The 26,340-nt window shown below is 72.1% G+C and carries 21 protein-coding genes and 1 pseudogene; 14 read left to right on the top strand and 8 right to left on the bottom strand.

Annotated elements, in window-relative coordinates; all coding sequences use genetic code 11:
* Positions 1–43 precede the first annotated feature (43 nt).
* Positions 44–2,602: a LuxR C-terminal-related transcriptional regulator gene (locus tag OG965_RS06740; protein ID WP_371650143.1), complete on the bottom strand. Its 2,559-nt coding sequence runs from the start codon at positions 2,600–2,602 to the stop codon at positions 44–46.
* Between the two features lie 408 nt (positions 2,603–3,010).
* Between OG965_RS06740 and rpmG the strand changes: the two genes are divergently transcribed.
* The 4 genes from rpmG (at position 3,011) to OG965_RS06720 (ending at position 4,809) form a co-directional block, all read left to right on the top strand.
* Positions 3,011–3,175, top strand: coding sequence for a 50S ribosomal protein L33 (gene rpmG / locus OG965_RS06735; protein WP_044382365.1), 165 nt, complete (start codon positions 3,011–3,013; stop codon positions 3,173–3,175).
* Positions 3,176–3,270: 95 nt separating this feature from the next.
* On the top strand, positions 3,271–3,990 hold the full coding sequence (locus OG965_RS06730) for a hypothetical protein (protein WP_371650141.1): 720 nt from the start codon (positions 3,271–3,273) through the stop codon (positions 3,988–3,990).
* The gene (locus tag OG965_RS06725) at positions 3,987–4,508 is read left to right on the top strand and encodes a histidine phosphatase family protein (RefSeq protein ID WP_371650139.1); all 522 of its coding nucleotides are present in this window, start codon (positions 3,987–3,989) and stop codon (positions 4,506–4,508) included. Before OG965_RS06730 ends, OG965_RS06725 begins: the two co-directional genes overlap by 4 nt.
* Before the next feature lie 136 nt (positions 4,509–4,644).
* Positions 4,645–4,809 carry a hypothetical protein gene (locus tag OG965_RS06720; protein WP_371650137.1) on the top strand — a complete coding sequence of 55 codons (165 nt, stop codon included), beginning with the start codon at positions 4,645–4,647 and terminating at the stop codon, positions 4,807–4,809.
* 27 nt (positions 4,810–4,836) lie between these two features.
* Here the strand turns inward: OG965_RS06720 and OG965_RS06715 are convergent, their stop codons facing one another.
* On the bottom strand, positions 4,837–5,400 hold the full coding sequence (locus tag OG965_RS06715; protein ID WP_371650135.1) for a dihydrofolate reductase family protein: 564 nt from the start codon (positions 5,398–5,400) through the stop codon (positions 4,837–4,839).
* 333 nt (positions 5,401–5,733) lie between these two features.
* Here OG965_RS06715 and OG965_RS06710 point away from each other — a divergent pair, with 333 nt between their 5' ends.
* Positions 5,734–7,371, top strand: a complete 1,638-nt coding sequence (locus OG965_RS06710) for a phospholipase D-like domain-containing protein (protein WP_371650133.1) — start codon at positions 5,734–5,736, stop codon at positions 7,369–7,371.
* Here the strand turns inward: OG965_RS06710 and OG965_RS06705 are convergent.
* Positions 7,344–8,780 (bottom strand): lipase maturation factor family protein, encoded by a 1,437-nt coding sequence (locus OG965_RS06705; protein WP_371650131.1) that lies wholly within the window; start codon positions 8,778–8,780, stop codon positions 7,344–7,346. The two genes, OG965_RS06710 and OG965_RS06705, sit on opposite strands and share 28 nt — an antisense overlap.
* 182 nt (positions 8,781–8,962) lie before the next feature.
* Here OG965_RS06705 and OG965_RS06700 point away from each other — a divergent pair, with 182 nt between their 5' ends.
* The 5 genes from OG965_RS06700 (at position 8,963) to OG965_RS06680 (ending at position 16,031) form a co-directional block, all read left to right on the top strand.
* On the top strand, positions 8,963–10,087 hold the full coding sequence (locus OG965_RS06700) for a DUF5954 family protein (RefSeq protein ID WP_371650129.1): 1,125 nt from the start codon (positions 8,963–8,965) through the stop codon (positions 10,085–10,087).
* A gap of 47 nt (positions 10,088–10,134) precedes the next feature.
* Positions 10,135–11,019 carry a class I SAM-dependent methyltransferase gene (locus OG965_RS06695; protein WP_371650127.1) on the top strand — a complete coding sequence of 295 codons (885 nt, stop codon included), beginning with the start codon at positions 10,135–10,137 and terminating at the stop codon, positions 11,017–11,019.
* A gap of 131 nt (positions 11,020–11,150) precedes the next feature.
* Entirely contained in the window at positions 11,151–14,552 is a 3,402-nt protein-coding gene (locus OG965_RS06690) for a WD40 repeat domain-containing protein (RefSeq protein WP_371650125.1), read from the top strand.
* Positions 14,553–14,761: 209 nt separating this feature from the next.
* Positions 14,762–15,112: a VOC family protein gene (locus tag OG965_RS06685; RefSeq protein WP_371650123.1), complete on the top strand. Its 351-nt coding sequence runs from the start codon at positions 14,762–14,764 to the stop codon at positions 15,110–15,112.
* Positions 15,113–15,497: 385 nt separating this feature from the next.
* Complete coding sequence (locus tag OG965_RS06680) at positions 15,498–16,031, top strand: hypothetical protein (protein ID WP_371650121.1); 534 nt, start codon at positions 15,498–15,500, stop codon at positions 16,029–16,031.
* A 100-nt stretch (positions 16,032–16,131) separates the two neighbouring features.
* Here the strand turns inward: OG965_RS06680 and OG965_RS06675 are convergent, their stop codons facing one another.
* Entirely contained in the window at positions 16,132–17,238 is a 1,107-nt protein-coding gene (locus OG965_RS06675) for a sugar ABC transporter substrate-binding protein (protein ID WP_371650119.1), read from the bottom strand.
* Between the two features lie 548 nt (positions 17,239–17,786).
* On the opposite strand from OG965_RS06675, the gene OG965_RS06670 reads away from it, so the two are divergent.
* Positions 17,787–20,012, top strand: a complete 2,226-nt coding sequence (locus tag OG965_RS06670; RefSeq protein WP_371650117.1) for an RICIN domain-containing protein — start codon at positions 17,787–17,789, stop codon at positions 20,010–20,012.
* A 65-nt stretch (positions 20,013–20,077) separates the two neighbouring features.
* Here the strand turns inward: OG965_RS06670 and OG965_RS06665 are convergent, their stop codons facing one another.
* A complete protein-coding gene (locus OG965_RS06665; protein WP_266990181.1) occupies positions 20,078–20,449 on the bottom strand; it encodes a hypothetical protein in 372 nt (123 codons plus the stop codon).
* 231 nt (positions 20,450–20,680) lie between these two features.
* Between OG965_RS06665 and OG965_RS06660 the strand changes: the two genes are divergently transcribed.
* On the top strand, positions 20,681–21,712 hold the full coding sequence (locus OG965_RS06660; RefSeq protein ID WP_371650114.1) for a LuxR C-terminal-related transcriptional regulator: 1,032 nt from the start codon (positions 20,681–20,683) through the stop codon (positions 21,710–21,712).
* 19 nt (positions 21,713–21,731) lie between these two features.
* On the opposite strand, the gene OG965_RS06655 is transcribed toward OG965_RS06660, so the two are convergent.
* Positions 21,732–22,547 carry an SDR family NAD(P)-dependent oxidoreductase gene (locus tag OG965_RS06655; RefSeq protein WP_371650111.1) on the bottom strand — a complete coding sequence of 272 codons (816 nt, stop codon included), beginning with the start codon at positions 22,545–22,547 and terminating at the stop codon, positions 21,732–21,734.
* 197 nt (positions 22,548–22,744) lie between these two features.
* Here OG965_RS06655 and OG965_RS06650 point away from each other — a divergent pair.
* Positions 22,745–23,395: pseudogene (locus OG965_RS06650) on the top strand (hypothetical protein); the annotation flags it as partial.
* On the opposite strand, the gene OG965_RS06645 reads toward OG965_RS06650, so the two are convergent.
* Positions 23,375–23,998, bottom strand: coding sequence for a histidine phosphatase family protein (locus OG965_RS06645; protein WP_371656864.1), 624 nt, complete (start codon positions 23,996–23,998; stop codon positions 23,375–23,377). The pseudogene OG965_RS06650 and the gene OG965_RS06645 overlap by 21 nt on opposite strands.
* A 453-nt stretch (positions 23,999–24,451) precedes the next feature.
* Here OG965_RS06645 and OG965_RS06640 point away from each other — a divergent pair, with 453 nt between their 5' ends.
* The gene (locus OG965_RS06640) at positions 24,452–25,288 is read left to right on the top strand and encodes a helix-turn-helix domain-containing protein (protein WP_371656863.1); all 837 of its coding nucleotides are present in this window, start codon (positions 24,452–24,454) and stop codon (positions 25,286–25,288) included.
* Between the two features lie 82 nt (positions 25,289–25,370).
* Here the strand turns inward: OG965_RS06640 and OG965_RS06635 are convergent, their stop codons facing one another.
* Positions 25,371–26,285: a hypothetical protein gene (locus tag OG965_RS06635; protein ID WP_371650109.1), complete on the bottom strand. Its 915-nt coding sequence runs from the start codon at positions 26,283–26,285 to the stop codon at positions 25,371–25,373.
* Between the last annotated feature and the right edge of the window lie 55 nt (positions 26,286–26,340).

The raw sequence follows: 26,340 nt of genomic DNA, 5'->3' as shown, positions 1-26,340 counted from the left end.
GTACGCGCTCCACGCGGCCGCGTACACCTCGGAGCCCGCCTCCTCAGCCGCGCAGCACGGGCGGCAGATCGCGCCGGGAGTGCACGCCGAGCTTGCGGTAGATCCGGGTGAGGTGGCTCTCGACGGTACGGACGGACACCGCGAGCCGGTGGGAGATCGCCCGGTCGGACAGGCCACCGGCGGCCAGTGAGGCGATCTCCACCTCCCGGGTGGTGAGCGCGACCGGCTGGGCGGGTGGCGCAGCCACCCCGAGCCGCTCGCGCAGCCGCCCCACCAGCACCACGGCGTCACCGCGGCGGCTGCCACCCTGCTTCTGGAGCGTGGCGGCCGCGCGCTCCGCGAGCCGCCACGCCTGGGTACTCAGACCGAGCGCGTCGAGACGTACGGCGTGGTCGAGCAGCTCCGGACCGGCGCCGCGGGCCAGCGCCAGCACGGCCTCCGCCCCCGTGACCAGCCGCGGCGCGTCGACGTGGCGGACGACTTCGGTCAGCCGGTCGAGCACGGCGGGCGGCGGTCCGGCGGGGGACAGCCACGCCGCGCAGGTCAGGTACTCGGCCTCCACCGCCCAGCACCCCGCCTCCCGCGCCGCGTCCACGGCGGCCCGTATCGAGACCGCCGCGCCCGCCGAATCCCCGCGCGCGGCCGCTATCACCGCGGCCGCCCGGTGCACTTGGCCGGGAACCACCGCCACCCGGTCCGCCCAGCAGGGCGCGATGGCCTGCTCGGCGCAGTCGGGGCGCTGCTCCTCGGCCAGACAGATGGCGAGCCAGCTGGAGGCCTCCGTCAGGAACAGGCGGGGGCCGCCCGCCTGTTGGACCACCGCCTCGCGCAGCCGCGCCATCGCCTCCGTACGCCGGCCGCTCACCCACTGGAGGTAGCCACCGAGCAACGCCCCTTCCCCACCGGGCGGCAGGCCCTGGCCCGCCCGGCGGGGAAGGGGCCGGGAGTCGATGGGTCTGAGCGGGCCGGAGGCGGGCCACAGCTGTGCGAAGGCGCGCAGCGAGGTGGCGAGATCGGGCAGATAGGAAGGCAGTGCCCGGTCCGGGGACGGGTCCTCGGCCAGCGTCGCGGCGTCCGCCGTACGCCCGGTCAGGGCGAGGGAGGCGGCGAGCGCGAGACGGGCGGCGGCGACGCCGGGCCCGTGGAAGGCCTCGTGCAGGACCCGTTCGGCCAGCCGTGCCGCCGCGGCGGTGCGGCCGCCGAAGAGCAGGACCAGGGCGTGGACGCCGTCCAGCGCGGCCTGCGCGCTGGGCGCCGTCGCCTCGGCCCGCAGGGCGACGAGCTCGTCGGAGGCGCCCGCCGGGTCGCGGTCGGCCCAGCAGCGGTGGGCGGCGAGTGCCGTGGCGAGCCGCAGCCGGCCGCTGGGTGTGGCCGCCGCCTCGCGCGTCCGCTCCAGCACCTTGCGGGCCTGTGCGGTGTCACCCAGCTCGACCAGCGCGTGGGCCAGCGGGACGGCGGCGGCGCTGGAGCGCTCAAGGGCCCGGCGGGCGAAGCGGCACGCCAGCTCGGGATCCTGGCGGCACACCGTTTCCGCCGCGCGGATCAGCAGCGCCGAGTCGACCGGGCCGTGGGCGTCGAGCTGCCAGCGCGCCCGGGTCACCGGATCGGGGCCGCTGGGGGTGCACGCGTCGAGCAGGGCCGCGGCGAGCCGTCGGCGCCGCAGCCGGGGCAGCCGGTGGCGCAGCGCCGCGCCCAGCATCGGCTGGCCGAGCCGGACCAGGATCTGCCCGCCGATCTCCACCGTGCACAGCAGGCCCTGCTCCTCCAGGCTCTCCACGACGTCCGGGGCGACCGCTTCCAGTACGGGCAGGGAGAGCGGTTCGCCCAGGGCGACCGCCGCCAGGGCGTCCTGGTGGCGCGGGTCGAGGCCGCGCAGTTCGCGCTCGAAGAGTTCGGCCAGCCGGGGCGGCACGCTCAGCGGGCCCCGCCACCACCACAGGCCGCCCGCGCTGACCAGGCGGCGCGTGGCGCGGCCGTGGCGGGCCAGTTCGGTGAGGAAGAGCGGATTTCCGCCGGTCCACTGGTAGAGCAGGTCCACCGTGGGGTGGGCGGCGGCGCCGTCCATCAGCGCGTGCACGAGCCGGGCCGTGTCGGCGAGGCCGAACGGCGCGATGTCGAGGCGCTCCAGATAGCTGTCCTTCCAGAGCGCGACGACGGCGTCGGAGGCGGGCAGCCCTGACTGCGCGGAGACGACGAGGCGCGGATTCCCGTCACCGGCCAGACTCAGCGTCAGAGCGGCGGACGCGTCGTCGAGGTGGTGGACGTCGTCGATGACGAGCACCGGGGTGCGCCGCCCCGCGCGGCGGGCGAGCTCGGTGCGCAGCAGACCGTACGCCTGGCCGTGGTCGAGGCGGCCGCCGACGCCGAGCAGCCCGCGGAAGACCCCGAACGGCACCTGGCGGCTCGCCTCGGTGGCGGCTGTCCAGACGACTTCGAAGCGGGAGGCGCCCAGCTGTGAGGTGACGGCCGTGAGCAGGGCCGTCTTGCCGACACCGCCGGGCCCGACGACCGCGGCCCCTCTCCTGGCCAGAACGGCCCCCAGCACCTGTTTCCGCTCCTGCTCCCTGGCGACGAACGCCCCCGGTACCAGGTCGTACGGCATCGTTCCCCCCGCGCAGGTCATCGGGCTTCCCGCGTACAACAAGCTCCCGCATGGAGCGGGGACAGCGCGTTTTCCGGCTTCCCTTTGGCCGGAACTGTGTCAGGAAGAGCGGATTCCGGTCCCTCCCGCTTGCCGGACGGTCACCCTCTGTACACCGCGATCCGGCCCTCGGCGGGTGCCGCCGAGGGCCGGTTTCCCGTCACCGGCTCACCCGCCGTCGGAGCCGCGCGAGCTCTGGATGATCGCCATCAGCGCGGCCCGCCTGACCGCGTACCAGGCCACGACGAGGCGGCGCCGCTCATTCTCTTGGTGGTGGGCGGACATGGGAGAGGGCTCCTTCGTGGCTGACGGTGTTCCGTACGTCACCACCTTAACGGTAATGAAAACCATTTCGGTATAGTGGGTGTCATGGCACGCAACGAACTACGCCCCGTGATCAAGCTGCGCTCCACCGCGGGCACCGGCTTCACCTACGTCACCCGCAAGAACCGCCGTAACGACCCCGACCGGCTCACGCTGCGCAAGTACGACCCGGTCGCCGGCCGTCACGTCGACTTCCGAGAGGAGCGCTGACCCCGATCAAGCTGATGCGATCGTTTTCGGGCACGTGGCGGGCGCGGTGGCGCGAGTCCCTGTCACTGGGCGGGTGAACGCCTAGGCTCGGTGGTGTGCTGCGAATCGTTGATCATCTCGTCGGCCGGGGGCCGCTGCGGATCTGTGCGCATGTGCCGGAGGTCGGTGGTCCGGGCGATCTCGCCGGGCTACGGGTGCTCCTGACCGCCGATGTGCTCGCGCGCGTCGTCGAACTGCGCGGCCGGGCCGTCCTGACGGGGCGGACCGGACCGCGGGTCCCCGACGCCGACGCCGCCGGTATCCACCCCGCCGACGCCGAGGGCACCCCGGACGAGATCGCCGACGCCCTGGGCGGCCCACCGGCCGTACAGCTCACCAGCAGGGCGTACGAAGGCGGGGGCGGTGCCTTCGTACGGATCGCGGAGGCGCGCGCGAGCGGGAGCACGGACCTGGAGGGGGACGCGCTCGCCGTGCGCTTGTTGCTGCTCGATCGTCTCTACCACGAACCCGTCGTGGTCACGGCCGAAGCTGTCGAGGGCGCCGAACGGCTCCTCGCGCAGTGGCGGCGGGCCGTCTCCGGGTGGGCCGAGGAGCCGTCCAAGCCGCTCCGGGCCGACCTGGAGCGCACGGCCCGCGACGGGCTGGAGGACAGCCTCGACACCGCCGCCGTGCTGCGGATCCTGGGCGAACTGGCGACGGACGCCGACGTACCGGCGGGCGCCAAGTTCGAGACGTTCGCCCGGCTCGACCGGGTCCTCGGCCTGGAGCTGACCCGCGAGATCGGCAAGGCGCCCTCCGACGGGGCGCGGGCATGAGCCCGCTGCGGCGGCTGGTGGTCCTGCGCCACGCCAAGTCGGCGTGGCCCGACGGCGTGCCCGACCACGCCCGGCCGCTCGGACGGCGCGGGCTGCGCGACGCACCGGCCGCCGGGCGGTGGTTGAGCGCGGCCGACTGCCTGCCCGACCTCGTCCTGTGCTCCACCGCCCGTCGTACCCGCGAGACCTGGGAGCTCGCGGCGGCCGAGCTGGGCAGCCCGCCCCCGGTCCGCCACGACCCGCGGCTCTACGCGGCCGACGCCCGCGGCCTCCTCGACGCCGTGCGCGAAGGGCCCGCCGACATCGAGACGTTGCTCCTGGTCGGCCACAACCCCGGCGTCCAGGACCTGACCCTGCTGCTCACCGGGGAGGCCCTCGGCGAGAGCCTGGACCGGGCCGGGAGCAAGTTCCCCACCTCGGCGATCGCCGTGCTCACCTGGCGCGGCTCCTGGTCGGACCTCGCGCCCGGCGCCGCCCTGCTCACCGACTTCGCGGTACCGCGCGGACTCCGTCCCTGAACTGCCCGCCGGGCGCGGGGAGCGCGGGAGCGGGACCGGCCATCGGAGTGACGAATCGTTTCGCTGCGCCGCTGGAGCGGGGGCGGCGTGATGGAGTTGCCGCGTCCGGCAGGCCCCTGGGAGAGGACGGAGTGCGATGCAGTACGGCTGTCCTGGCTGTGACGCCCTGCGCGCCGAAGCGCGTCGGCCGGGCGTCGATCTGGCCGACCTGCTGCACCGCGTACAGCTCCATGAACTCGACCCCCACCCGCCCCGGGCGGCCGCCCCGAAGAAGGAGAAGGGCCGCACGCGGCGCCCTTGAGCGGTCCGGGCCCGGCGCTGAGGATCTTCAGGCGTCCCGTTCGTAACGCAGCAGGACGACTCCGTTGCCGAACGCCCGGCTCTCGGCGAGCCGGAGCGGGACGATCGCGTCGGAGGACGGGAACAGGGGCTTGCCCCGCCCGATGAGGACGGGGTGGACGTACACCCGGAACTCGTCGACCAGGTCGTGGCGCAGGAAGCTCGCGGCGAGGTCGGGACCGCCCACCACCAGGTCGCCGCCCGGTTGGGCCTTGAGCGCCTCGATCTCCTCGGGGACCACCTCCCGCACGATCGTGGTGTTCCAGTCGGCCCGCTCCAGCGTCCGCGAGAACACGAACTTCGGCATGTCCAGCCAGATCCTGGCGAAATCCCTCATCGGCGCGGTGCTCGCCGGGTCGGCCTCGGCGGTCGGCCAGACCCCGGCCATCAGCTCGTACGTGACGCGGCCTTCGAGGAGGCCGCCCATCGACCGGATCTCGTCGTTGAAGTGCATGTGCAGCTCGTCGTCGACCCGGTGCCAGTCGAGCCGGCGCTCGGGTCCCTCGAAGAATCCGTCCAGGGACACGGACATCATCAGGATGATCTTCCTCAAGGCGGCCTCGCCGAAGTCAGCCGGGACGGGTACGGGCGCGACGATACGCCCGTGACGGCGACGACGGTGGGACCACCGAAGGCCGGTCAGCGGATGTCCGTCACTGGGTGCCGGTCGCTGGAAGTCGACGCTGGAGACGTGCGCCCTGTGGCGACGTTCGCCGACCAGCGGTTCCCGGCCATCGGGGGCTCCCCGCGTCCCGGTCGGGTCCGACCGCTTCCGACCGATTGGTAACCTCAGTGAGTTGATCTTGGTGGGCGGTCCCGGTGTTCCGACTCGCCCACCCCGCGCGGGCGTTCGCGAACGCCCTCCCCGACCAGAATGCGAAAAGAATTGGCTCACCGTCAGCTTCGCCGCCGCACCCGCCTCGCCGGTCACCTGGTGGCCTGCTCCACCGTGCTCGCGGTCCTGCCCGCCGCCCCGGCGCTCGCGGACTCCGGCGACACCCCGCCCGCCCCGGGCGCGACCGCGCACCTCGACGCCGTCGAACAGGCCCTGCGCCAGGTCTCGCCGGGCCTGGAGGGCACCGTCTGGGAGCGCACCGCGGGCAACCGGCTCGACGCCTCGGGCGCCGACCCCTCGGACTGGCTGCTCCAGACCCCCGGCTGCTGGGGCGACGACAAGTGCGCCGAGCGGCCCGGGACCAAGCGGCTGCTCGCCAAGATGACCGAGAACATCTCCAAGGCCAGGAGCACGGTCGACATATCCACGCTCGCGCCGTTCCCCAACGGGGCGTTCGAGGACGCGGTCGTCGACGGCCTCAAGGCCTCGGCCGCCGCCGGGAACAAGCTCAAGGTCCGCGTCCTCGTCGGCGCCGCGCCGATCTACCACCTCAACGTGGTCCCCTCGAAGTACCGCGACGAACTCGTCGGCAGGCTGGGCGAGGCGGCGAAGAACGTCACGCTCAACGTGGCGTCGATGACCACCTCGAAGACCGCGTTCTCGTGGAACCACTCCAAGCTGCTGGTCGTCGACAACCGGTCGGCCGTCACCGGCGGCATCAACGGCTGGAAGGACGACTACCTCGACACCGCCCACCCGGTGTCGGACGTCGACCTTGCGCTGACGGGACCGGCCGCCGGTTCCGCGGGCAAGTACCTCGACACGCTGTGGGCCTGGACCTGCCAGAACAAGTCCAACATCGCCAGCGTCTGGTTCGCCTCCTCCAACGGCGCCGGCTGCATGCCGTCGCTCGCGCAGGACGCCCCCGCCCCGGCCCCCGCCGACGGCAACGTCCCCGTGATCGCCGTCGGCGGCCTCGGCGTCGGCATCAAGAACAACGACCCGGCCTCGGCGTTCCGCCCGACGCTGCCCACCGCCGCCGACACCAAGTGCGTCGTCGGGCTGCACGACAACACCAACGCCGACCGCGACTACGACACGGTCAACCCGGAGGAGAGCGCCCTGCGCGCCCTCGTCGCCAGCGCGCGCGACCACATCGAGATCTCCCAGCAGGACCTCAACGCCACCTGCCCGCCGCTCCCGCGCTACGACATCCGGCTCTACGACGCGCTCGCCGCGAAGATGGCCGCCGGGGTCAAGGTGCGGATCGTCGTCAGCGACCCCGCCAACCGCGGCGCGGTCGGCAGCGGCGGCTACTCGCAGATCAAGTCGCTCTCCGAGGTCAGCGACACCCTGCGCGACCGCCTCGCGCTGCTGACGGGCGACAAGGGCGCCGCCCGCGCCAAGATGTGCTCCAGCCTCCAGCTGGCGACCTTCCGCAGCTCGGACAGCCCGAAGTGGGCCGACGGCCACCCGTACGCCCAGCACCACAAGCTGGTCTCCGTCGACGACTCGGCCTTCTACATCGGCTCCAAGAACCTGTACCCCTCGTGGCTCCAGGACTTCGGATACGTGGTGGAGAGCCCCGAAGCCGCCGCTCAGCTGAAGGCGAAGCTGCTCGCTCCGCAGTGGAAGTACTCGCAGGCGACCGCCACGTTCGACTACGAGCGCGGGGTCTGCTCGGCCTGATCGCCGAGCCGCGTGGGCGGCATGAAGTCGCGTACGTACGTCCGCTTCCAGCATGCCCCCGTCGCCCGCAGCTCGTGCCACGTCGTGTACTGGTAGCGGAACAGCCGGGCGCGGATGTAGTGGGGCGGGCTGTCGGGCGGGAACGGGGAGCGCCTGAGCAGGCGCAGGGTGTCGGGGTCGTTGTCGAGGAGGCGCTCCACCAGGGGCCCGAACCACGGCCGCGCGTAGCCCGGGGAGAGACCGGCGAACCACATCAGCCAGTCGAGCCGCAGATGGTACGGCGCGAACTGGCGCGGCCAGTGCCGGAGATCCCCGGGCTTGCCCTTGAACTCGTACTCCCGCCAGTCGGAGTCGGCGAGCGGGAGCGGGTCCGCCGTGCCCTCGACGACGACTTCGAGCCGCAGCCGACTGACGCTGCCGAACGCGCCGTAGGTGTTGACCAGGTGCAGCGGGTCGAAGGAGTAGTTCATGATCTGGCGGCGCGAGAGCAGGTTGCGCGCCGGGCGGTAGCTCAGGGCGAGCAGGAACGCGGCGACGGCGAGGACCACGACCTCGTACCAGAGCGGGGTGGCCGCGAAGTGCCGGGTGCCGGCGGCCGGGGAGAAGTCGACGGCGGTGACGGCGAGGGCGACCGTCGTCCAGTTCAGCCAGGAGAAGTTGCCCGACAGGATCAGCCACAGCTGGGTGAGGATCATCAGCGAGGCGGCCGCCGTGGCGACGGGCTGCGGGGTGAACAGCAGGACCGGGACGGCCAGTTGCGTGACGTGGTTGGCGGCGACCTCCACGCGGTGGAAGGGCCGGGGCAGATGGTGGAAGAACCAGCTCAGCGGGCCCGGCATGGGCTGTGTCTCATGGTGGTAGTCGAGGCAGGTCAGCTTGCGCCAGCACTCGTCGCCGCGCATCTTGATGAGCCCCGCCCCGAACTCGACGCGGAACAGCACCCAGCGCATCAGGAACAGCACGACGATGGGCGGCGCCACCTCGTCGTTGCCCAGGAACACCGCTAGGAACCCCACCTCCAGGAGCAGCGACTCCCAGCCGAAGGACCACCAGGTCTGGCCCACGTTCACGATCGACAGGTACAGCGCCCAGGGCAGCAGCCACAGCAGCATCGCGCCCCACAGCGGCACCCGGGCGTCGACCCCGGCCAGCAGCCCCGCCGATACCAGGACGCCCGCCCAGGCCCAGCCGGCGAAGAACCGGTCCGAGTAGCGGAAGTGGAAGACGCTCGGCGCGTGGCGGAACGGCACCCGCTCCACGTACCAGGGGACCGGGAGCATGCCGCGCTCGCCGATCAGTGCCCGGAACTGCAGGGCCGCGCCCAGGAACGCGACGAGGTAGATCGCGGCGAGCGCCCGCTGGAAGACCAGCCGGCTCAGCCAGTAGTCGGGTGCGACGAACCACTCCACGGTTTCATTGTGACGCTGGGTGACGCGGGTGGCCTGCGGGGCGGGCGGGCCCGGCTGTGGGGGCCTCACGGGCTGGGCTTCGGCGGCGGGTCCGCGTCAGCGGGGTTTCGCCCGTCACCCGCGATGAGTTGATTTCACGCTTCGCCCCACAACGCCGTCCCCGGGTCGGGCACAGTCGGTGCATGAGCGGTTACGAGGACAAGGTGCCGGCCTTTCTGACGTTCCGTGTGACGCCGCAGGAAGGTCCGATCGCCGCGTTCGCCGAACAGGAGGCGTGGCAGGCCCGGAAGCGGTACCCGGAGATCCTGGGGGTCGGGAGTCCGGAGTTCTTCCACGCCAGAGAGTGCGAGACGGGCGGCTGGGAGCTGTCCGAGTACAGCAGCGACACTCCGCAGGGCGCCCGGGACGCGCTGGGCTCGCGCTTCCGCGGGCGCGCGCAGGACGCCTCGGGCGCCGGTCGGGACAAGGCCCGTCGCAAGTGGCTGGCGGCGGCCGCGCGGATGGACCGGGAGGTCGTCGACGACGTGCGTGTCCTGGGGGAGCGGTTCCGGATCGTCCGGGCCTCGCGCTTCATCCGGATGGGGGCCAGTGGGCCGGAGCCGCCGCGCCCGTCCGACCCGGACCCGGGCGAGGCGGGCGAGTCGCATCGGGTGCCCTCGCGCACCAAGGGCTTCGTGATCGACCCGTACACCGGAACCGGCCTGGCCGACGGCATCCTCAAGCTGGACCTGGTCCGCTTCGTCGGCTCTGCCCCCGGCGCGCCCCGCGAGGTCACGGACGACGCGTGGCGGGCCGCCGAGCGGTACCCCGGCGGGGTGCTGCTGCCCGCCGTCTTCATGGTCTCCGAGCGGGAGGACGGGAAGTGGCGGGCGCACGACCCCGGGGCGGCGTACACGACGCCCCAGTCCGCCAGGGACTCCCTGGCGGACTGGCTGCGGGTGATGGCGCCGTTCACGCTCAAGCTGGACGAGGCTGCCCGGGCGGTGTACGCGGAGGCGGCCGACCGGCTCGACGACAAGCGCCGCAACGCCCTGAGCGTCGCCGAGCGGCGCTTCCGGGTCACCCGCGTCGAACGGCTCGTCCGGATCGGCCCCGACGGGCCCGAGGGCCCGCGCCCCTCCGACTACGACCCGGAGCCGCCCGTCGACATCCAAGTGCGCCGGCTCAAGGAACAGGGCCTCTGGAAGGAGGAGGACGAGCCGATCGAGCTGAACGAACAGGCCCAGGAGCTCTCCCGCCTGTGGGAGCAGGAAATGGTGCGCGCCGCGGCCGCGAAGGAACGCGGGCACCGCCCCGGGGACGGCTGAACGCGGCGGCCTCGCGCCGCCCGGCCGCGACCGGGATCGTGAGTCCCATGGACACGGACACGGCAGGCGGGCAGGCCGAGCACATCGCGCAGGACCGGCGCTTCGACGTCTGGGCGGCCGGGAACGCCTACGAGCGGTACATGGGCCGCTGGAGCCGCACGGTCGCCGAGCGGTTCGTGACGTGGCTGGGCTGCCCGGACGGGCTGCGGTGGCTGGACGTGGGCTGCGGCACCGGCGCCCTGACCACGACCGTGGCCGCGCGGTGCGGACCGGCCGCGCTGCTCGGCGTGGACCGGTCCGCCGGGTTCGCGGCCTCGGCACGGGGGCGGTTCGCCGCGGCCCAGGTACCCGGGACCGCCGCGCGGGCGCGGTTCGCCGTGGCGGACGCCGGTGCGCTGCCGGTGCCGGACGCCTCCTGCGACGTCGTGGTCAGCGGGCTCGTGCTCAACTTCCTGCCCGGACCCGGCTCCGCGCTCGCCGAGGCGGTACGGGTCGGGCGGCCCGGCGCGACGGTGGCGGCGTACGTCTGGGACTACGCGGAGGGGATGCGCCTCCTGCGCCACTTCTGGGACGCCGCCCTCGCCCTGGACCCGGCGGCCGCCGCGCTGCACGAGGGCCGCCGGTTCCCGCAGTGCCGCCCGGATCCGCTGCGGGGCCTGTGGACCGGCGCTGGCCTCCTCGACGTGGCCGTCGCCGAGATCGAGGTGGACACCGTCTTCACCGGCTTCGCGGATCTGTGGGAACCCTTCCTCAGCGGGCAGGGCCCGGCTCCCGGCTATGTGGCCGCACTCGCCCCACCCGCCCGTGACCGGCTTCGTACCGCGCTGCGCCAGGCCGTACCGGCCCGGCCGGACGGCTCGATCGCTCTCACCGCCCGCGCCTGGGCGGTACGGGGCCGAAAGCCCGGCGGGGCAGCGGCCGTTCAGCCGTAACGCGTGTTCAGGCTCCGTGCGCGCTCCGCGTGCGCGGCCTTCGGCAAACGCGTTTCGCGACCGCATCCCGCGTGCCACTCTGGACGACGTCACCGATCAGTCACCCGGAGTCACGACTCAGCGGAGCGAGCATGGACGTGACCGCCCTCACCACCCTGGTCGCCGTGCCCTCCGCCCTGCTGGGGCTGGCGACCGCGTACTACCAGTTCCGGCGCGCGAGGAGTGAGACCCGTCGGGCCCCGGCGCCGCAGCGTCGGCGCGGCGGCCTCTCCGGGGTGACCGTCGACATGGCGACCGCGGCCCGGCCCGGCGCGCTCTTCGGTCGCGAGGACGAGATCGCCCGGCTCCGGGCGTGGACCGGCGGTGCGGACCGGCAGCGGCTCGTGGGGCTGCTCGGTCCCGCGGGCATCGGCAAGAGCCGACTGGCCTCGGAGATCGCCGAGGCGGCGGCGGAGCGGCGCGCGGGCGCGTACGACTACGTCGTGTGGCGCAGCCTCAAGGACGGGCCCGCGCCCGCGACCACCCTGGCCCAACTGCTCACGCTGCTCTCCCGAGGCCGCCAGGCGGCCACCGGGCAGGCGGCGGACGACCTGGCGCAGCTGGCCGCGCTGCTCGGCCGCGCCCGGGTCCTCCTCGTCCTCGACAACGTGGAGTCCGTCCTCGACGGCACCACCACCGCGGGGCACTACCTTGCCGGGTTCGAGGGCTACCGGCAGCTCATGGACCTCTTCCTGACGGCCGCCCGGCCCTCCACGCTCGTGCTCACCGGGCGGGAGATGCCCGAGCACGTGCATCTGGCGGCGACCCGCGACGGCCGGGTCAAGGTGCTGCGGCTGGCCGGGCTCTCCGAGGCGGCGGCCGGGGCCCTGGTCGGGCAGTACGATCTCCACGGCAGCCCCGCCGAACTGCGCGGCCTGTGCCACTCGCTGTCCGGCAACCCGCTCAAGCTCCAGCTCGCCGCGAGCGCCGCCGCCGAGACGTACGGCGGGGACATAGCCGCCTTCCTGGTGTCGTACGAGCAGGCGCCGGGCGATCTGGGCGCCCTGGTGCGGGCGCAGGTGGAGCGGATCAGTCCGCTGGAGCAGCACCTCCTCGACTGGCTGACGGTCGAGCGCACGGCGCTGACCGTCCCGGAGCTCACGGCCCTCGTCCCCGACCGGCACGCCGCGCGCGAGGTGTCCGGGGCCGTCACCTCGCTGTACCGGCGCAGCCTGGTGGAGCGGACCGACGCCGGGCAGTTCGTGCTGCAGCCCGCCGTGTCCGAGTATCTGACGGACAGTCTGGTCGAGCGCTGCGTCGCGGAACTGCTCGCCGTCGAGCCGCGCGTGCTGGACACCGTCGCCCTGTTCGACCCGGACGCCCCCGACCACCTGCAGAGCGCCCAGATCCGCTATCTCTTCCAGGCGGTCCTCGACCGCTACCGCACCGCCGCCACGGTCGAACCCGCCGTGATGCTCCACCGCACGCACACCCAGCTCCACGACCGCACGCTGCGGGCGACCAGCTGTCTCGCGGGCAATCTGATCAACCTGGCCGCCGCCGAGGGCGTCGAGCTCGGCGGCTGGACGTTCGCCGGAAGCACCGTGCGCCGCGCCGACTTCACCCGGGCCCGGGTGGCCGGGGCCGACTTCCGGGGCGCGCGCCTGGTGGGCTGCCGCCTGCACACGCCGGTGAGCAGCATCCACGCCATCGCCTTCAGCCCGGACGGGCTGCTCGTCGCCTTCGGGGGCTCGACCGGTGACATCTGGATCAGCCGGGTGAGCGACCTCGCCGAGGTGGGGCGGCTGCGCGGACACGTCGACTGGATTCGGGCGCTCGCCTTCCACCCGGACGGCCGCCTGCTCGCCTCCGCCGCCGACGACGGCACCATCCGGATCTGGGACCACCGCACCGGCCGGGAGGTGGCCCGCTGCACCGGACACGAGGGCAAGGTCACCGGCGTGGTCTTCGACGCCGGGCACGAGCAGCTGCTCTCGGTGGGCGACGACGGCTTCCTCGTCGCCTGGTCCACCCGCACCTGGCGGGAGCGCGCACGCGTCCGCGCCCACGACTGCCAGGTGTGGGCGCTGGCCCGCTCGGCGGACGGCGATCTGATCGCGACGGCGGGCGAGGAGCATTCCGTACGGCTGTGGCACGCGGGCACGTTGGAGCCGCACAGCGTCCTCACCGGCCACTCCGACTGGGTGCTCTCCCTCGCCTTCACCGAACCGCCGCTCCGGCTGATCAGCGGCGGCCACGACGGCACCGTACGGGTGTGGAACCTGGAGACCGGTGCGGTCGACGTCGAGGTGGGCCACGGCGCCTGGGTCTGGGCGGTGGCCGCGCGGGGCTCCCGGATCGCCGCCGGGTACGGGGACGGCACGCTCTGCAGCTGGCTCAGCGGGCAGGACGGCCCGGCGGTCCGGCGCACCCTGCTCGGCCACACCCAACGCGTGTGGAGCCTCGGATTCTCCGGGAGCGACGGGCTGCTCGCCTCCGGAGGGGACGACGAGACGCTGCGGCTGTGGGACGCCTCCTCCGGCGAGTGCGTACGTTCGCTGCACGGCAGCACCAGCCAGCTGTGCGCCCTGCACGCCAGGGCGAAGGAGGTCGTCACGGGCGGCGCCGACGGCGTCCTTCGGGTGTGGCGGCGCCACGAGGGCGGCGCGGCGCCGGAGCCGGAGGCCGAGCTCGTGGGGCACACCGGCCGGGTCTGGTCGTTGCGGGTGGTGGGCGCCGACCGGATCGTCAGCGGGGGAGAGGACGGCACCGTCCGGCTCTGGCTGTACACGGACGACCACTGGCAGGGCCGGGTGGTGGCCGACCTGAACAAGCAGATCTGGTCCGTCGAGGCACTGGACGGCGGCCGCCGGATCGCGGTGGTCACCGAGAACGGCAGCGTCAGCCTCCTCGACATGGCCGACGGCGGGCGCGTGGAGCGCGAACTGGCCGGGCACAGCGGCTGGGTGTGGAGCGTCGCGGCCACCCCCGACGGCTCCCGCGTCGCCACCGCCAGTTACGACCGTACCGTCGGCTGGTGGGACACCGCGTCGGGACGGCTGCTCGGCCGGTTCACCGGCCACACCTCGCCGGTCACCGGCGTCTGTGTGAGCGAGCCCCTGGGACGCGTCCTGACCGGCGCGTACAACGGCGAGGTCAGGCTCTGGGACACCGCCGACCTGTCCTGCCGGGCGGTCTTCGCGAGCTCGCACTCCGGCCCGGTCTGGAACGCGGCGACCAGCCCGTCCGGGCGGCTGGCCGCCACGGCGGGCGGTGATGAGGTCGTGGTGCTGTGGGACCTGGAGGCGGAGGAGCCCCGGTGCAGGCTGTCCGGCCACCACGGCTGGGTCCTGCGGGTCGCCTTCTGCGACGACGACACGCTGGCGAGCGGCGACCAGTACGGCAACGTACGCCTCTGGGACACCGGCACCGGCCACTGCGTCAGTACGTTCCACGCCCCGCGCGTGTACGAGCGGCTCGATCTGCGCGGGGTGCGGGGGCTGAGCGCCCGGCAGCTGGAGGCGCTGTCCGCACTCGGCGCGACGGTCGGCTGACGCCGAGCCGGGTGCGCGAGGGATCGAGGTGCCCTGGCCTTGGCGTCGGCCCCGTCCGCCATCCGCGCGCTCCAGCGGCGCTCGACTCCCGCCGCGTCCGGACCCGGTAGGTTCCGGCCGGGTCGCGCGTGTCGACGAGGGGCCCGTGGCCCGGCTGCGAGGATGCCGGGGACCAGCCGGTGCGGACGGAACGACTAAGCGAGGGCAGCATGTTCAGTGGCGCGCACGCCATCTTCTACAGCACGGACGCCGATGCAGACCGGGCCTTCATCCGGGACGTGCTCGGCTTCCCCGGGGTGGACGCGGGCCAGGGCTGGCTCATCTTCCGGCTCCCGCCGACCGAACTGGCGGTCCACCCCACCACGGACGAGCCCAAGCACGAGCTGTATCTGATGTGCGACGACATCACCGCCCAGGTGGAGGAGTTCGCGGCCAAGGGGGTCGAGCTGACGCGGCCGGTCACCGACCAGCCCTGGGGCCGCATCGCGGCGGTCCGTCTGCCGAGCGGGGCCGAGCTCGCCTTCTACCAGCCTCTTCACCCGGTCGCCCACAGCCTCTGAGGGTGCGCGGCCGCCGGACCTCGACCGTGTGGCGGAGGTTGCCGACGTGGGGCACAAGGTCCGTGACGCCAGAGTGGCGCCACGATGGCGTCACCGCAAGCCCCTGAAGCGGTGACCGGACCGGTTCGACGGATTCGTGGCGGGCGGCGAGGGCGCCCAGGTGCCGTCGCACGCCCCGGGCGCCTCCTTCAGCGCACAATTCCCGGCCGGCTGGGGGGTCCCCGATTCATACGATGCCCTTACCCTTGTGCGGGTAGCCTCGGTAAAGAGAAGCCAAAGAGGTGCGTGAGGCCACTGCCGTCCTCGCGCACCACAGCGAAAGGCACGGCTTATGGCCCTCACTTTTGCGCACAGGGTCAGCGCTCGGCGTGCGTCCCTGCAGGATGTGAACGCGATAGTGCGCCTGCTCTCCGGCGACCACGGGCTGCCGCCCGAGACCGCCGCTCTCGTCTCGGCCTCACAGGCCCAACTCCGGCTCATCCTCGCGCACTTCGGTCTGGAGACCGGCAAGGTGTGGGTCGCCGAGTCGGGCTCCGGAGCGCCCGAGGCGGCCGCGGTGTGGATTCCGCCGGGCGTCTCCATCGATGAGGAGGAGCACAGAGCCCTGCTGCGACTGCACGGGCTCCGGCCGACCCTGATGCCCGCGCGCGACCACGACGGACGGATACCGGGCGAGGAGGACCACTGGCTGCTCGCGGCCGTGGGCATCGCCCCGACCGCCCACCCGGCGGCCCTCGAAGCCGTCCTGGACCCGGTCCTGCGCATCGTGGACGGTGCGTCCCTGCCCGCCTACGCCACCGCTCCCGCGTCCTTCCAGGCCGAGCTGCTGGCACCCTTCGGGTTCGAGCCCTGCGCCTCCGGCGCGGCCCGCCCGGAGCCCCGGCTGCGCCGCCCGCCCAAGGGCGCGTACGGCGGCTGACCGCCCCTGAGGCCCGCAAAAGGGACCAAAGACTTCTGCCCGGCCCGCGTCACGCGGGCCGGGCAGAAGTCTTTACGGTCGGGCGGTACGACTGCGGCCGTTACTGCAGCCCGGCGGACTTGCAGGCGGCCTTGTACTTGGCCGTGCAGATCTCGTCGATCGTGTAGAGGCCGTCGCTGACGACGGTGGAGCGGATGTTCTCCTTGATCACGGCGACGACCGGGACGAGCGCGGTGGGGATGTCGCTCTTGGTCGGGCTGTTGGTCTTGGAGTTGGCGATGGAGATGAGGCTCTGCCCCTTGGCCAGCGCGACCGCCATCTGCGCGGCGATCGGGCTCTCCTCCGCGTACGACTTGTAGACGCTCATGTACTGCTCGCCCGCCACGATGCGCTGGACTCCGGCGAGTTCGGTGTCCTGGCCGGTGATCGGCGGCAGCTTGGAGACACCCGCGGCCTTGAGGGCGCTGATGATGCCGCCGGCCATGCCGTCGTTGGCGGAGTAGACGCCGATGATCTTGTCCTTGCCCAGGGCCGCGATCGCGCTGCGCATGTTCGCGGCGGCGTTCTCCGGCTTCCACTCCTTGGTGTCGTACTCCTTCCCGATGTTCACCTTGCCGTCCAGCTCGGTGTGCGCGCCCTTCTTGAACTGGGCGGCGTTCGGGTCGGTGCGGGCACCGTTCATCATGACGATCTGGCCGTCCTTGGCCTTCTCGCCCAGGTTCTCCAGCAGGGCCCTGGCCTGCACATGGCCGACGTCCTCGTTGTCGAACGAGACGTACGCGTCGACCGGGCCCTCGGCGAGCCGGTCGAAGGAGACGACGGGGATGCCCGCGTCCTTGGCCCGCTGCACCGCGCCGCCGATGGCCTTGGAGTCCACCGCGTCGATGATGAGCGCGTCGACCTTCTTGGCGATCATGGCGTCGACCTGCTGGTTCTGGCGCGCCGCGTCCTGCTCCGCGTTCGCGTAGACGACCTGGCCCTTGCCGCTGGTCAGCTCGCCGACCATCTTCTCGATCAGCGGCTTGTCCGACTTCTCGTAGCGAGCAGCCTGCTTCTCCGGCAGCAGCAGACCTATCTTGAGGTCCCTCTTCTTGGCGGCTCCGTCGGACCCGTCGCCGGACTTGCTCCCGCCGCCGCATGCGGCGAGGGTGACGGCCATCGCGACGACACCTACGGTCATCGCTCCACGGCCGGTACGCGTGCTCACTTAAAAACAACCTCCCTGACATGGCCGCATAAATTTCGGCCGAGGTGGCTGGAAGCCAACCCTGCCCCTGCGGTGACGTCAAGAAGTTAGCCCTTAACGAGATGACAACGGAATTTTCGGATACGGGTGGGAGGGGCTTAATCTGCCCGGCAATACGGGGTGAAACGGGCTTACGGCTGCTTTTTGCTTTGCTGGGCGATTGCTGATGGTTCGTCAATTTGACGAGAGGCTGAATTGCAGTCTCGCAGCTCAGGTGGGTAGTGCTCGTCGAGAGGTGCCCATGTGGTCTGGTCGCCGGTCATTGCATTCAAGGAATACGGCGTGTTGATGGAAAAGGTGGAATGTTCGTTCATTTATTGAACGCAAGATCGCCAAAGGCGGGCCGAATTGGTCTACACCTTAGCGGAACCCTCTTATTTCACTACGTGACTTAAGTGGTGAGCTAACAACTTGTCAAGCCCCTGGTGCAGACCAGACGTTCGAGGTCTGAACCCTTGACGTGTCCATGGTGGAGCTCTAACTTCACGCCTTGAAGAAAGGGTGAGGCCATGACCATTCCCGCAACCCCCACTCCGCCCGACCGTCGGAGCGCGCGTGGCAGAGCCGCATCACTGGTGGCCGTCGGCGCGCTCGCAGCCTCCTTGACCACCGGTGCCGTCGCCGCCCCCAGGGCCGAAGCCGCGCCGCTGCCGACGGGGTGGGTCACCGTGTCCGCCCAGCACAGCGGCAAGTGCGTGGACGCGGCGTCGGCCGGTACCGCCGACGGCACCGCCGTCCAGCAGTACGGCTGCAACGCGACCACCGCGCAGCAGTGGCGGTTCCAGGACGCCGGCGACGGCTATGTACGGGTGGACAACCGCAACGACGCCACCAAGGCCTGGGACGTCACCGACGTCTCCACCGCGGACGGCGCCCCGATCCAGCTCTGGACGTACAGCGGCGGCGGCAACCAGCAGTGGAAGCCCGTCGAAGAGGCCGCGGGGACCTACCACTTCGTCAATCGCCACAGCGGCAAGTGCCTCGACGTCCCGGGCGCCTCGACGGCCGACGGGGCGCGCATGCAGCAGTACGCGTGCAACGGCAGCGCGGCCCAGTCGTTCCACGTCGGCCCCGTCGACACACAGCCACCGGGTGGAGGCAATCCCGACCTCGGCCCCAATGTGTCCGTCTTCGACCCGTCGATGTCCTCGGCCACCGTCCAGAGCAGGCTCAACCAGGTCTTCGGCCAGCAGGAGTCCAATCAGTTCGGCGCCCAGCGCTATGCCCTGCTCTTCAAGCCGGGCAGCTACAACGTGGACGCCAACGTCGGCTTCTACACCCAGGTGGCCGGGCTCGGTCTGTCGCCGGACGCGGTGACCATCAACGGCGCGGTGCACGCCGAGGCTGACTGGTTCCAGGGCAACGCCACCCAGAACTTCTGGCGCTCCGCCGAGAACCTGTCGGTCACCCCGGGCGGCGGCAGCGACCGGTGGGCCGTCTCGCAGGCCGCCCCGTACCGCCGTATGCACGTGCGCGGAGACCTCCAGCTGGACGACGGTGGCTGGTCGAGCGGCGGGTTCATGGCCGACTCCAAGATCGACGGCCAGGTGCGGTCCGGTTCGCAGCAGCAGTGGCTCTCGCGCAACAGCCAGTGGGGCAGCTGGAACGGCTCGAACTGGAACATGGTCTTCGTCGGCGACACCAACGCCCCGGCCAACACCTTCCCCAGCCCGCCCTACACCACGGTGGCGCAGAGCCCCGTGATCCGCGAGAAGCCGTTCCTGTACGTGGACGCGGCGGGCGCGTACAAGGTGTTCGTCCCCGCGCTGCGCACCGCCGCCCAGGGCACGACCTGGGCGAACGGCAACCCGGCGGGCACCTCGCTCCCGATCGACCAGTTCTACGTCGTCAAGCCCGGCGCCACGGCGGCGGACATCAACGGCGCGCTGGCCCAGGGCAAGAACCTGCTGTTCACGCCGGGCGTCTACCACCTGAACCAGACCATCGAGGTGAACCGCCCGGACACCGTCGTGCTCGGCCTGGGCCTTGCCACCCTGGTCCCCGACAACGGCATCACCGCGATGAACATCGCGGACGTCGACGGGGTGAAGGTTGCCGGACTGCTCGTCGACGCCGGGCCCACGAACTCCGCGCTCCTGATGCGGGTGGGCACCCCGGGCGCGACCGCCCGCCACACCGCCGACCCGACCTCACTGCACGACGTCTTCTTCCGCATCGGCGGGGCGGGCGTCGGCAGGGCCACCCAGAGCCTGGTGATCAACAGCTCGGACGTCATCGGGGACCACATGTGGCTGTGGCGCGCCGACCACGGTAGCGGTGTCGGCTGGACCAGCAACACGGCCGCGAACGGGCTGGTCGTCAACGGCAGTGACGTGACGATGTACGGCCTGTTCGTCGAGCACTACCAGCAGCACCAGGTGCTCTGGAACGGCAACGGCGGCCGTACGTACTTCTTCCAGAACGAGATGCCGTACGACCCGCCGAACCAGGCCGCGTGGATGAACGGTTCGACCCGGGGCTACGACGCGTACAAGGTCGCGAGCTCGGTGACCGGCCACGAGGCGTGGGGCCTCGGCAGCTACTGCTACTTCAACGCCAATCCGTCGGTGGTGGCCGAGCGCTCCTTCGAGGCGCCGGGCACGGCGGGGGTCCGCTTCCACGACATGGTGACGGTCTCGCTGGGCGGCACGGGGACGATCAACCACGTCATCAACAACACCGGAGGGACCGCCAACTCCTCGAACAACGTGGTGAACCTGGTCTCGGGTCCCTGACGCCGGGCGGCGGCACGGCCATGTGTAGCCGTGCCGCCGCCCTCTTTTCTGAGGGGGGTCCGATGTCAGATGTGCTCGGCCGGGTTCGCCGGCAGGATGAAGTTCCAGCTGCCGGGGCCGTGGTGCTGGCCGTCGGGGGAGTTCCTGGAGGGGCAGGCGCCGTTGGTCGGGGCGCCGTTCCACCAGAGGCCGAAGCAGTGATTGCAGAATCTCCAGTTGTTCTGGTACGCGGTTACCTCGTCCGGGATCGGCAGTCCCATGGCGGCCCTCACTTCGTTGTGGGCGGCGGCGCCGGGCGGCACCGCCGGGGCGGACTTGGTGCCGTGGTGCGGGGCGGCTTGTGCCGCGGGCGCGGCGAGCGCCATCGCTCCGGCGGCCAGGGCCGCACCGCCGGCGGCCCTGATGACGCCTCGGCGCGTCTGAGACTGATCGGTCACGGCCTTCTCCTTCATGTCCTGGAGCACCTGGGAACACCTGGAACAGCGGCGCGGTTAGTGGAGACGCGGTGCGACGCGGCCGGCTCAACGACTGTGCTCCGGCCGTGGATCGTCCGGAATCCCCAGAACTGAGGGGTTGACGTGCGGACCGTCGGACGTCTTCCGGCCAAGTGGCCATGGACCGGCGGAAATTGCCGCGATTCCACGACGGCCACGGGCTACGCTCGTGGGGTGACCGGGGGAGTTGAAGCGATCTTTCGTGCCCTGTCGGCCGAGGCGTCGGACGCGGTGACCGTGCCGGATCTCGGGCGGGCGCTCTCGGACGAGCTGGGGCGCATCGTGCCGCACGACGGCTACATGCTGGCCGGGCTCGACCCGCTGAACAGAGCCAGCTGCCTTTTCACCGAGGAACACGACTACAGCGAGGCCGCCTCGCGCCGGATGGCGCTCGACGACGCCGCCGGAGCCGAGCGGCACCCCTTCGAACGGCTCGTCGCGGGCCCCGCCAAGGTCGGCGTGGCCGGCCTCGGCGCGGCCCGCTACCGGCACAGCGTGCGGCTGCACAACGTCAGCGTCCCCGAAGGGTTCGACAGCGAGATGCGCATCGGGCTCACCCACGCGCGCGTCGCCTGGGGCGGCCTGATCCTCGTACGGGAGAGGGGCGGTCGGCCCTTCTCGGCCGCCGAGGCGGCCCATGCGCAGACGCTCGCCGAGCCGCTCGCCGCCGCACTGAAGCGGTTCGTGGCCGCTACGCCGCTGCGGCCGTCGCGCTACAGCCTCTCGCCCGGCGTCGCGGTCGTCGGCGCCGACGACAAGGTCACCTCGGCCACGCCCTCGGCGCACGAGTGGATGCGGCTGCTGGCCCCCGTGGGCACCTCGGCCGACGAGAGGGACCTGACCGCCACCGTCTGGAACATCGCCCACCTCGCCCGGCGCGCGGGCGGCCAGGCGCTGAGCCGCGTCCCCACCCGGGACGGCTGGATCGCGCTCCACGGCCAGCTGCTCGAAGGCCCGGAGGCGGGCGCGGTGGCCGTCACGATCCAACCGGCCCCGGGCCGCCTGCTGTTGCCGGCCGTCTCCGTCTGGTACGGGATCACCACCCGGGAGCGGACCGTCATGCAGGAAGTGCTCCAGGGCCTGCCGACCAAGCACATCGCCCGCCGGCTCGACCTGTCACCGCACACGGTCAACGACCACCTCAAGGCGATCTACCGCAAGACGGGCGTCAACAGCCGCGAGGAGCTCCTCACCGGCCTTGCCTGACGGATCGTCAGAACGGGCCTCAGCCGGTCGCGTCCCCGCGGCGCTCGACGTGGAACCCGAAGGGCACGGTCCCGGGGTCGAGCGCCGTCACCCCGCCGTCGACGGTGAGCGTCGCGCCGTTCACGAACGACGCCGCGGGGGAGAGCAGCCACGCGATGGCCTCGGCGACTTCACGCGGCTCACCCGGGCGCTGGGCGGGCAGCAGCCGGGTGGCCGTCTCGTACGCCGCGTCGACGTCCGCGAGGCCCGCGTCCTGGGCGAACCGCGCCATGCGCCGGTCGGCCATCTCCGTACGCACCCAGCTCGGGCACACCGTGTTGGCGCGCAGCCCCTTCGGCCCGTAGTCGACCGCGAGCGAGCTGCACAGCTGGAGCAGCGCGGCCTTCGACGTGGCGTACGCGGCGTTGCCCACCCCGTTGCGCAGCGCGGACACCGAGGCGACCGCGACCACGGACCCGCGGGCCTCGACCAGATGCGGCAGCGCGCTGCGCAGCAGCAGGAACGGGCCGGTGAGATTGGTGCGCATCACCAGGTCCCAGTCCTCCACCGAGGTGTCGCCGACGGCCCCGCTGCGCCCGGTCCCGGCGTTGAGCACCACGCCGTCCAGCCGGCCGTACGCCGCGACCGCCGCCTCCACCAGACCCCGCACGGCGTCCGGGTCGCCGATGTCGCAGGGGTGGGCCAGCGCGCCGGTCTCCTCGGCGATCTCGCGCAGGGGCTCGGGGCGGCGCCCGGACACGACCACCCGGTGTCCGGCGTCGGCGAGCAGCCGGGCGGTGGCGGCGCCGATCCCGGTCCCGCCTCCGGTGACGATGACAACCTGTCGTTCAGCCATGCCCGTTCAGCCTCCGTGGTCGTGTGCGGTGCGGTTCGACCAGCACCTCGATCGAACCCTCGAACGATCATAGGCAGCCGCCGTCGGCGCGTCGCTGCCGGGAATCCGCACCGGTGCGGGCCCTGTTGGCCGCGAGCAACCGGTTCACGTCATGTTTCACATAGGACCCCTGAAAGCCCCACAAGGCGAAGCACGATGTGACCCGTCAGATGATCTCCAGGCAGCTCTCCGACAACCTGGAGGGGGCGCAGCGCGGCGGCCTGCCGATCGACCCGAGCGAAATGGTCCCCGGTGAGCACTCGGGGCTGAAGCTGCTGCCGCAGCAGCCCGGCGACAACCCCGACTTCGCCCCCGCGCTCGCGGCCAACGGGGTGCGGTGGGTCGGCTCGGACCTGTCCCGCGAGCCCGTGCAGCGGCAGATCGGCCCGGCCCTGACCGTGTCGCGCTACCCGATGAACATCTTCTACAACGCGGGCCGGGCGGCCGACGAGGTCGACGAGTACAACTGGATCTACACCAGCCGGGCCCAGGGCGGCAGCGGCATCTGCGAGGCCGACCCGCGGACGAGCACCTGTCTGCCCGCGCCGCTCGACCTCGGGACGGGGTACGCCGGTTACATCGTGCCGCTGGAGACCCGGATCGCGCTGGGCCATGTGCTCGCCAACGACCCCCGTCCGCACTTCATCCACCAGTCCAACATCGCCGAGGACCGCCTCGGCTATCCGGTCCTGGACGGGATCATCAACCAGTACCGGGCGCTCTACGCGGACAGCGCCCCGCTGGTGAACCCGCGGATGAGCGACATCGGCGCGGAGCTGCGCGACCGCTCAGACGCGGAACTCCGGTGGGAAGCCGGTCCAGTGGAGTTCCGCGGGCAGATGCCCCATGTCGTTGAAGAAGACGACGGAGGCCGGGCGGTCGGGCGCGTACCGGATCACGGTCAGTGCCGCGTTGGCGTGGTTGAGGCCCTGCCAGCGCCACTTCGGTCCGTCGAGCGCGGCCCGGACGAGCCAGCCGATGAGGAAGTTGTGGGTGACGACCAGCTCGTGGCGCGGCTCGTCGCCGTCCACGGGCCGGGCGAACCGCGCGAGGGCGGCGGGCGCCAGCTCGCGCCCGCGCTCGCTCATCTCGGCAGGGAACTGGGCGAGCCGTTCGAGCAGCGAGTCCGCGTACTCGGGCGGCAGCTCCTCCTTGCGGGGCACGTACGGGATGTAGTCCCCGGCCAGATCCGACGGTTCCATGGGGACGCCGTCGAGTTCGCCGTGGATCAGGCGCGCGGTCTCCGCGGCGCGCGCGAGCGGGCTGTGCAGCACCGCCGAGAGCGGGCTGTCCCGGAGTCGTCGGCCGAGCAGGACGGCCTGGCGCCGCCCGTTCTCCGTCAGTCCGCTCTCGTCCGGCAGGGCCTCGCCGTGGCGCGCGAGGTAGAGGTAGCGGGCAGCCGTTCCGGCCATGGGCGAGGTCCTTTTGGGGCAGATGGCGATCACGCGGATGCCCGAAGGGACGCCGGGCCTCGCCGTGCGGTTCCGCCCTTCCCGTGCCCCGGTCCGCTTTCCTGTTGTCACCCGCCACCCCCGTGGGCGGGTGACAACAGGGAAACGGACCGGGCCGGGCCGGCCCCGCCGGGCCCCGTCGTACCACCGCTCGACTGGCCGAAGGCCAGGGGCATATGCGCTCGGCATTCGGGCGATGGCCGATATTCGGCCAGGGGTTCGGCTGTTCCTGGCCTTCACCACCTCTGCCATCACAGACTGCTGCCGAGGCCGACCGCTGGTCTTGTAAGAAGGCGCACTGCCTTGCCGGATTCCGGTCGGCGGAACACGCGCATGGTGAGGAGAGGGTTGCAGGTGGAGGCCAAAGCATCCTTGATTACCGAAGACCGAGAGGAGGAAGACCGAGGGGAGAGCGTGGAACGAGCGGCACCCGACTGGCTGCGGGGCCAGGTGGTCAAGTACCGGGGCCGCCGCACACCGGGAGGGATGCCCGCCAGGCTGACCCTCCCCGGCGCCACGGTGACGATGATCGTCGGCTGGGGCGACCCGCTGCACCTGTTCGGCGCCGGTGAGAGCGAATCGGCGGGCGGGGCGTGGTACTCGCTGGTCGGAGGTCTGCGGACGTCACCCGTCCTCGGCGGCTACCGGGGATCCGGACAAGCCGTCGAAGTGGATTTCACCCCGCTCGGCGCCTATATGTGCCTGGGCATATCCATGCACCATCTGGCGAACGAGACCGTGCACCCGGACGAGTTGCTGGGCAAGAGATGGACGGAGCGGCTGACCGAACGGCTCGCCGCGGCACCCGACTGGGAGGCACGCTGGGCGCTCCTCGACGACGCCCTGGCGAGCCTGCTGGCCGACGGTCCCGTGCCGTCCCCCGTGGTCGCCGAGGCCTGGAGCAGGCTGAGTGCGCGCCACGGCGGGATGACGCTGGGCGAACTGGCCGGGGCCACCGGCCGTGGCGGCCGGCGTCTGCAGGTGCTCTTCCGGGAGCAGATCGGTCTGCCGCTGCAGTCCGTCGCCCGGATCCTGCGGTTCCAGCGTGCGCTGACGCTGCCGTACGGCTCGCACGGGTCGCTCGCCGAACTCGCGGCGGCGTGCGGCTATTACGACCAGGCGCATCTGAACCGCGACTTCAAGGCGCTGGCGGGCCTGACACCCGCGCAGCTGTGCGGACTCGCGAACCAAACCCCGCTGGACGGCACCGCGGCCGTCGAAGGGAGCCGCACCAGCGTCTTCAACCGCTGACCACATTCCGAGGCGACAACTGAGGAGGGGTGCTGCCGGACCTGCGGGGCCCGGCAGCACCCTTCACGTACTCCCGTACCGCCTACGACCGTTGCGAGAGGCCGTCGACGTACTCGTTCCAGCTGGCGACGGTGTTCGCCGGAGGTGGCGTGATCGCCGGGACCGCGCCGAAGTCCGAGTACTCCTCGACGACGAGCCCGGGCCCCTTCGAACCCCGGCCCTCCTCCCGCGACTTGAGGACGAGACCGTCCTTGCCGACCCACAGGTCGATGACGACCGAGCTCATGCCCTGCTGGCGGGTGCTCGCGACATAGCTGTCGCGGACGCCCTTGTCGATGGCGGGACCGGTGTACGCGGCCAGCTCGTCCACGACCACCGTGCCGCGGTAGTGGTCGGCCGGACGCCCGCCGACCCGCTCCTCGCCGAGGCGCCGGGTGGACGGGGACGCGGCGAGCGCGCCCGCGAACTCGGGGACGTATCCCGCCGCCCGCGATTCGCCCGAGCCCTTGTCGGCGCCCGCGTACGCGGTGTCGTCCATGGTGTACCAGCTCTTGCCGGGCACCTCGTCCGTATGGATGTAGGTCTTCCCGCCGAGCGAGATCACCTGGCTGAAGCCGCTCGGATTGGCCGAGGACGGCTTGCTCCACGACTTGATGGCGCTCGCGGACGGCGACTTCTGGAACAGCATCTCGGAGCGGCCCGAGCCCGGCGCCCCCGTCTGGAGCGTCTTGTACGAGGCCTGCTCGCCGGTCTTCCTGGCCGCGGCCGTCAACGCGGCGCGGACCTCCGCTCCTTTGCCGGAACCTTTCGCGGCTCCTTTGCCGGAGGCCGCTCCCTCGTCCTCGGCCCGCTCCGGTTCGGGCACACCCGTGCCGCCCTTCGCACCGCCGCCGTCCGGACCGTCATGCTCGGACTCGCCGCTTCCGCATCCCGACAGCATCACCGCGAGCGCCGCCCCCGCGGTCGCCAGCGCGATGCCCGTGCCCCAAACGCGCACAGGTCGCATTCCTTCCCCGTTGGTGAAAAATCCTCGTGATCTTAGCCGTCTTCGC

The sequence above is a fragment of the Streptomyces sp. NBC_00224 genome, from assembly GCF_041435195.1.
Lineage (GTDB): Bacteria > Actinomycetota > Actinomycetes > Streptomycetales > Streptomycetaceae > Streptomyces.
The sequence above is the reverse complement of the archived record's forward strand: the minus strand, read 5'-3'. Positions and strand labels throughout refer to the sequence as shown.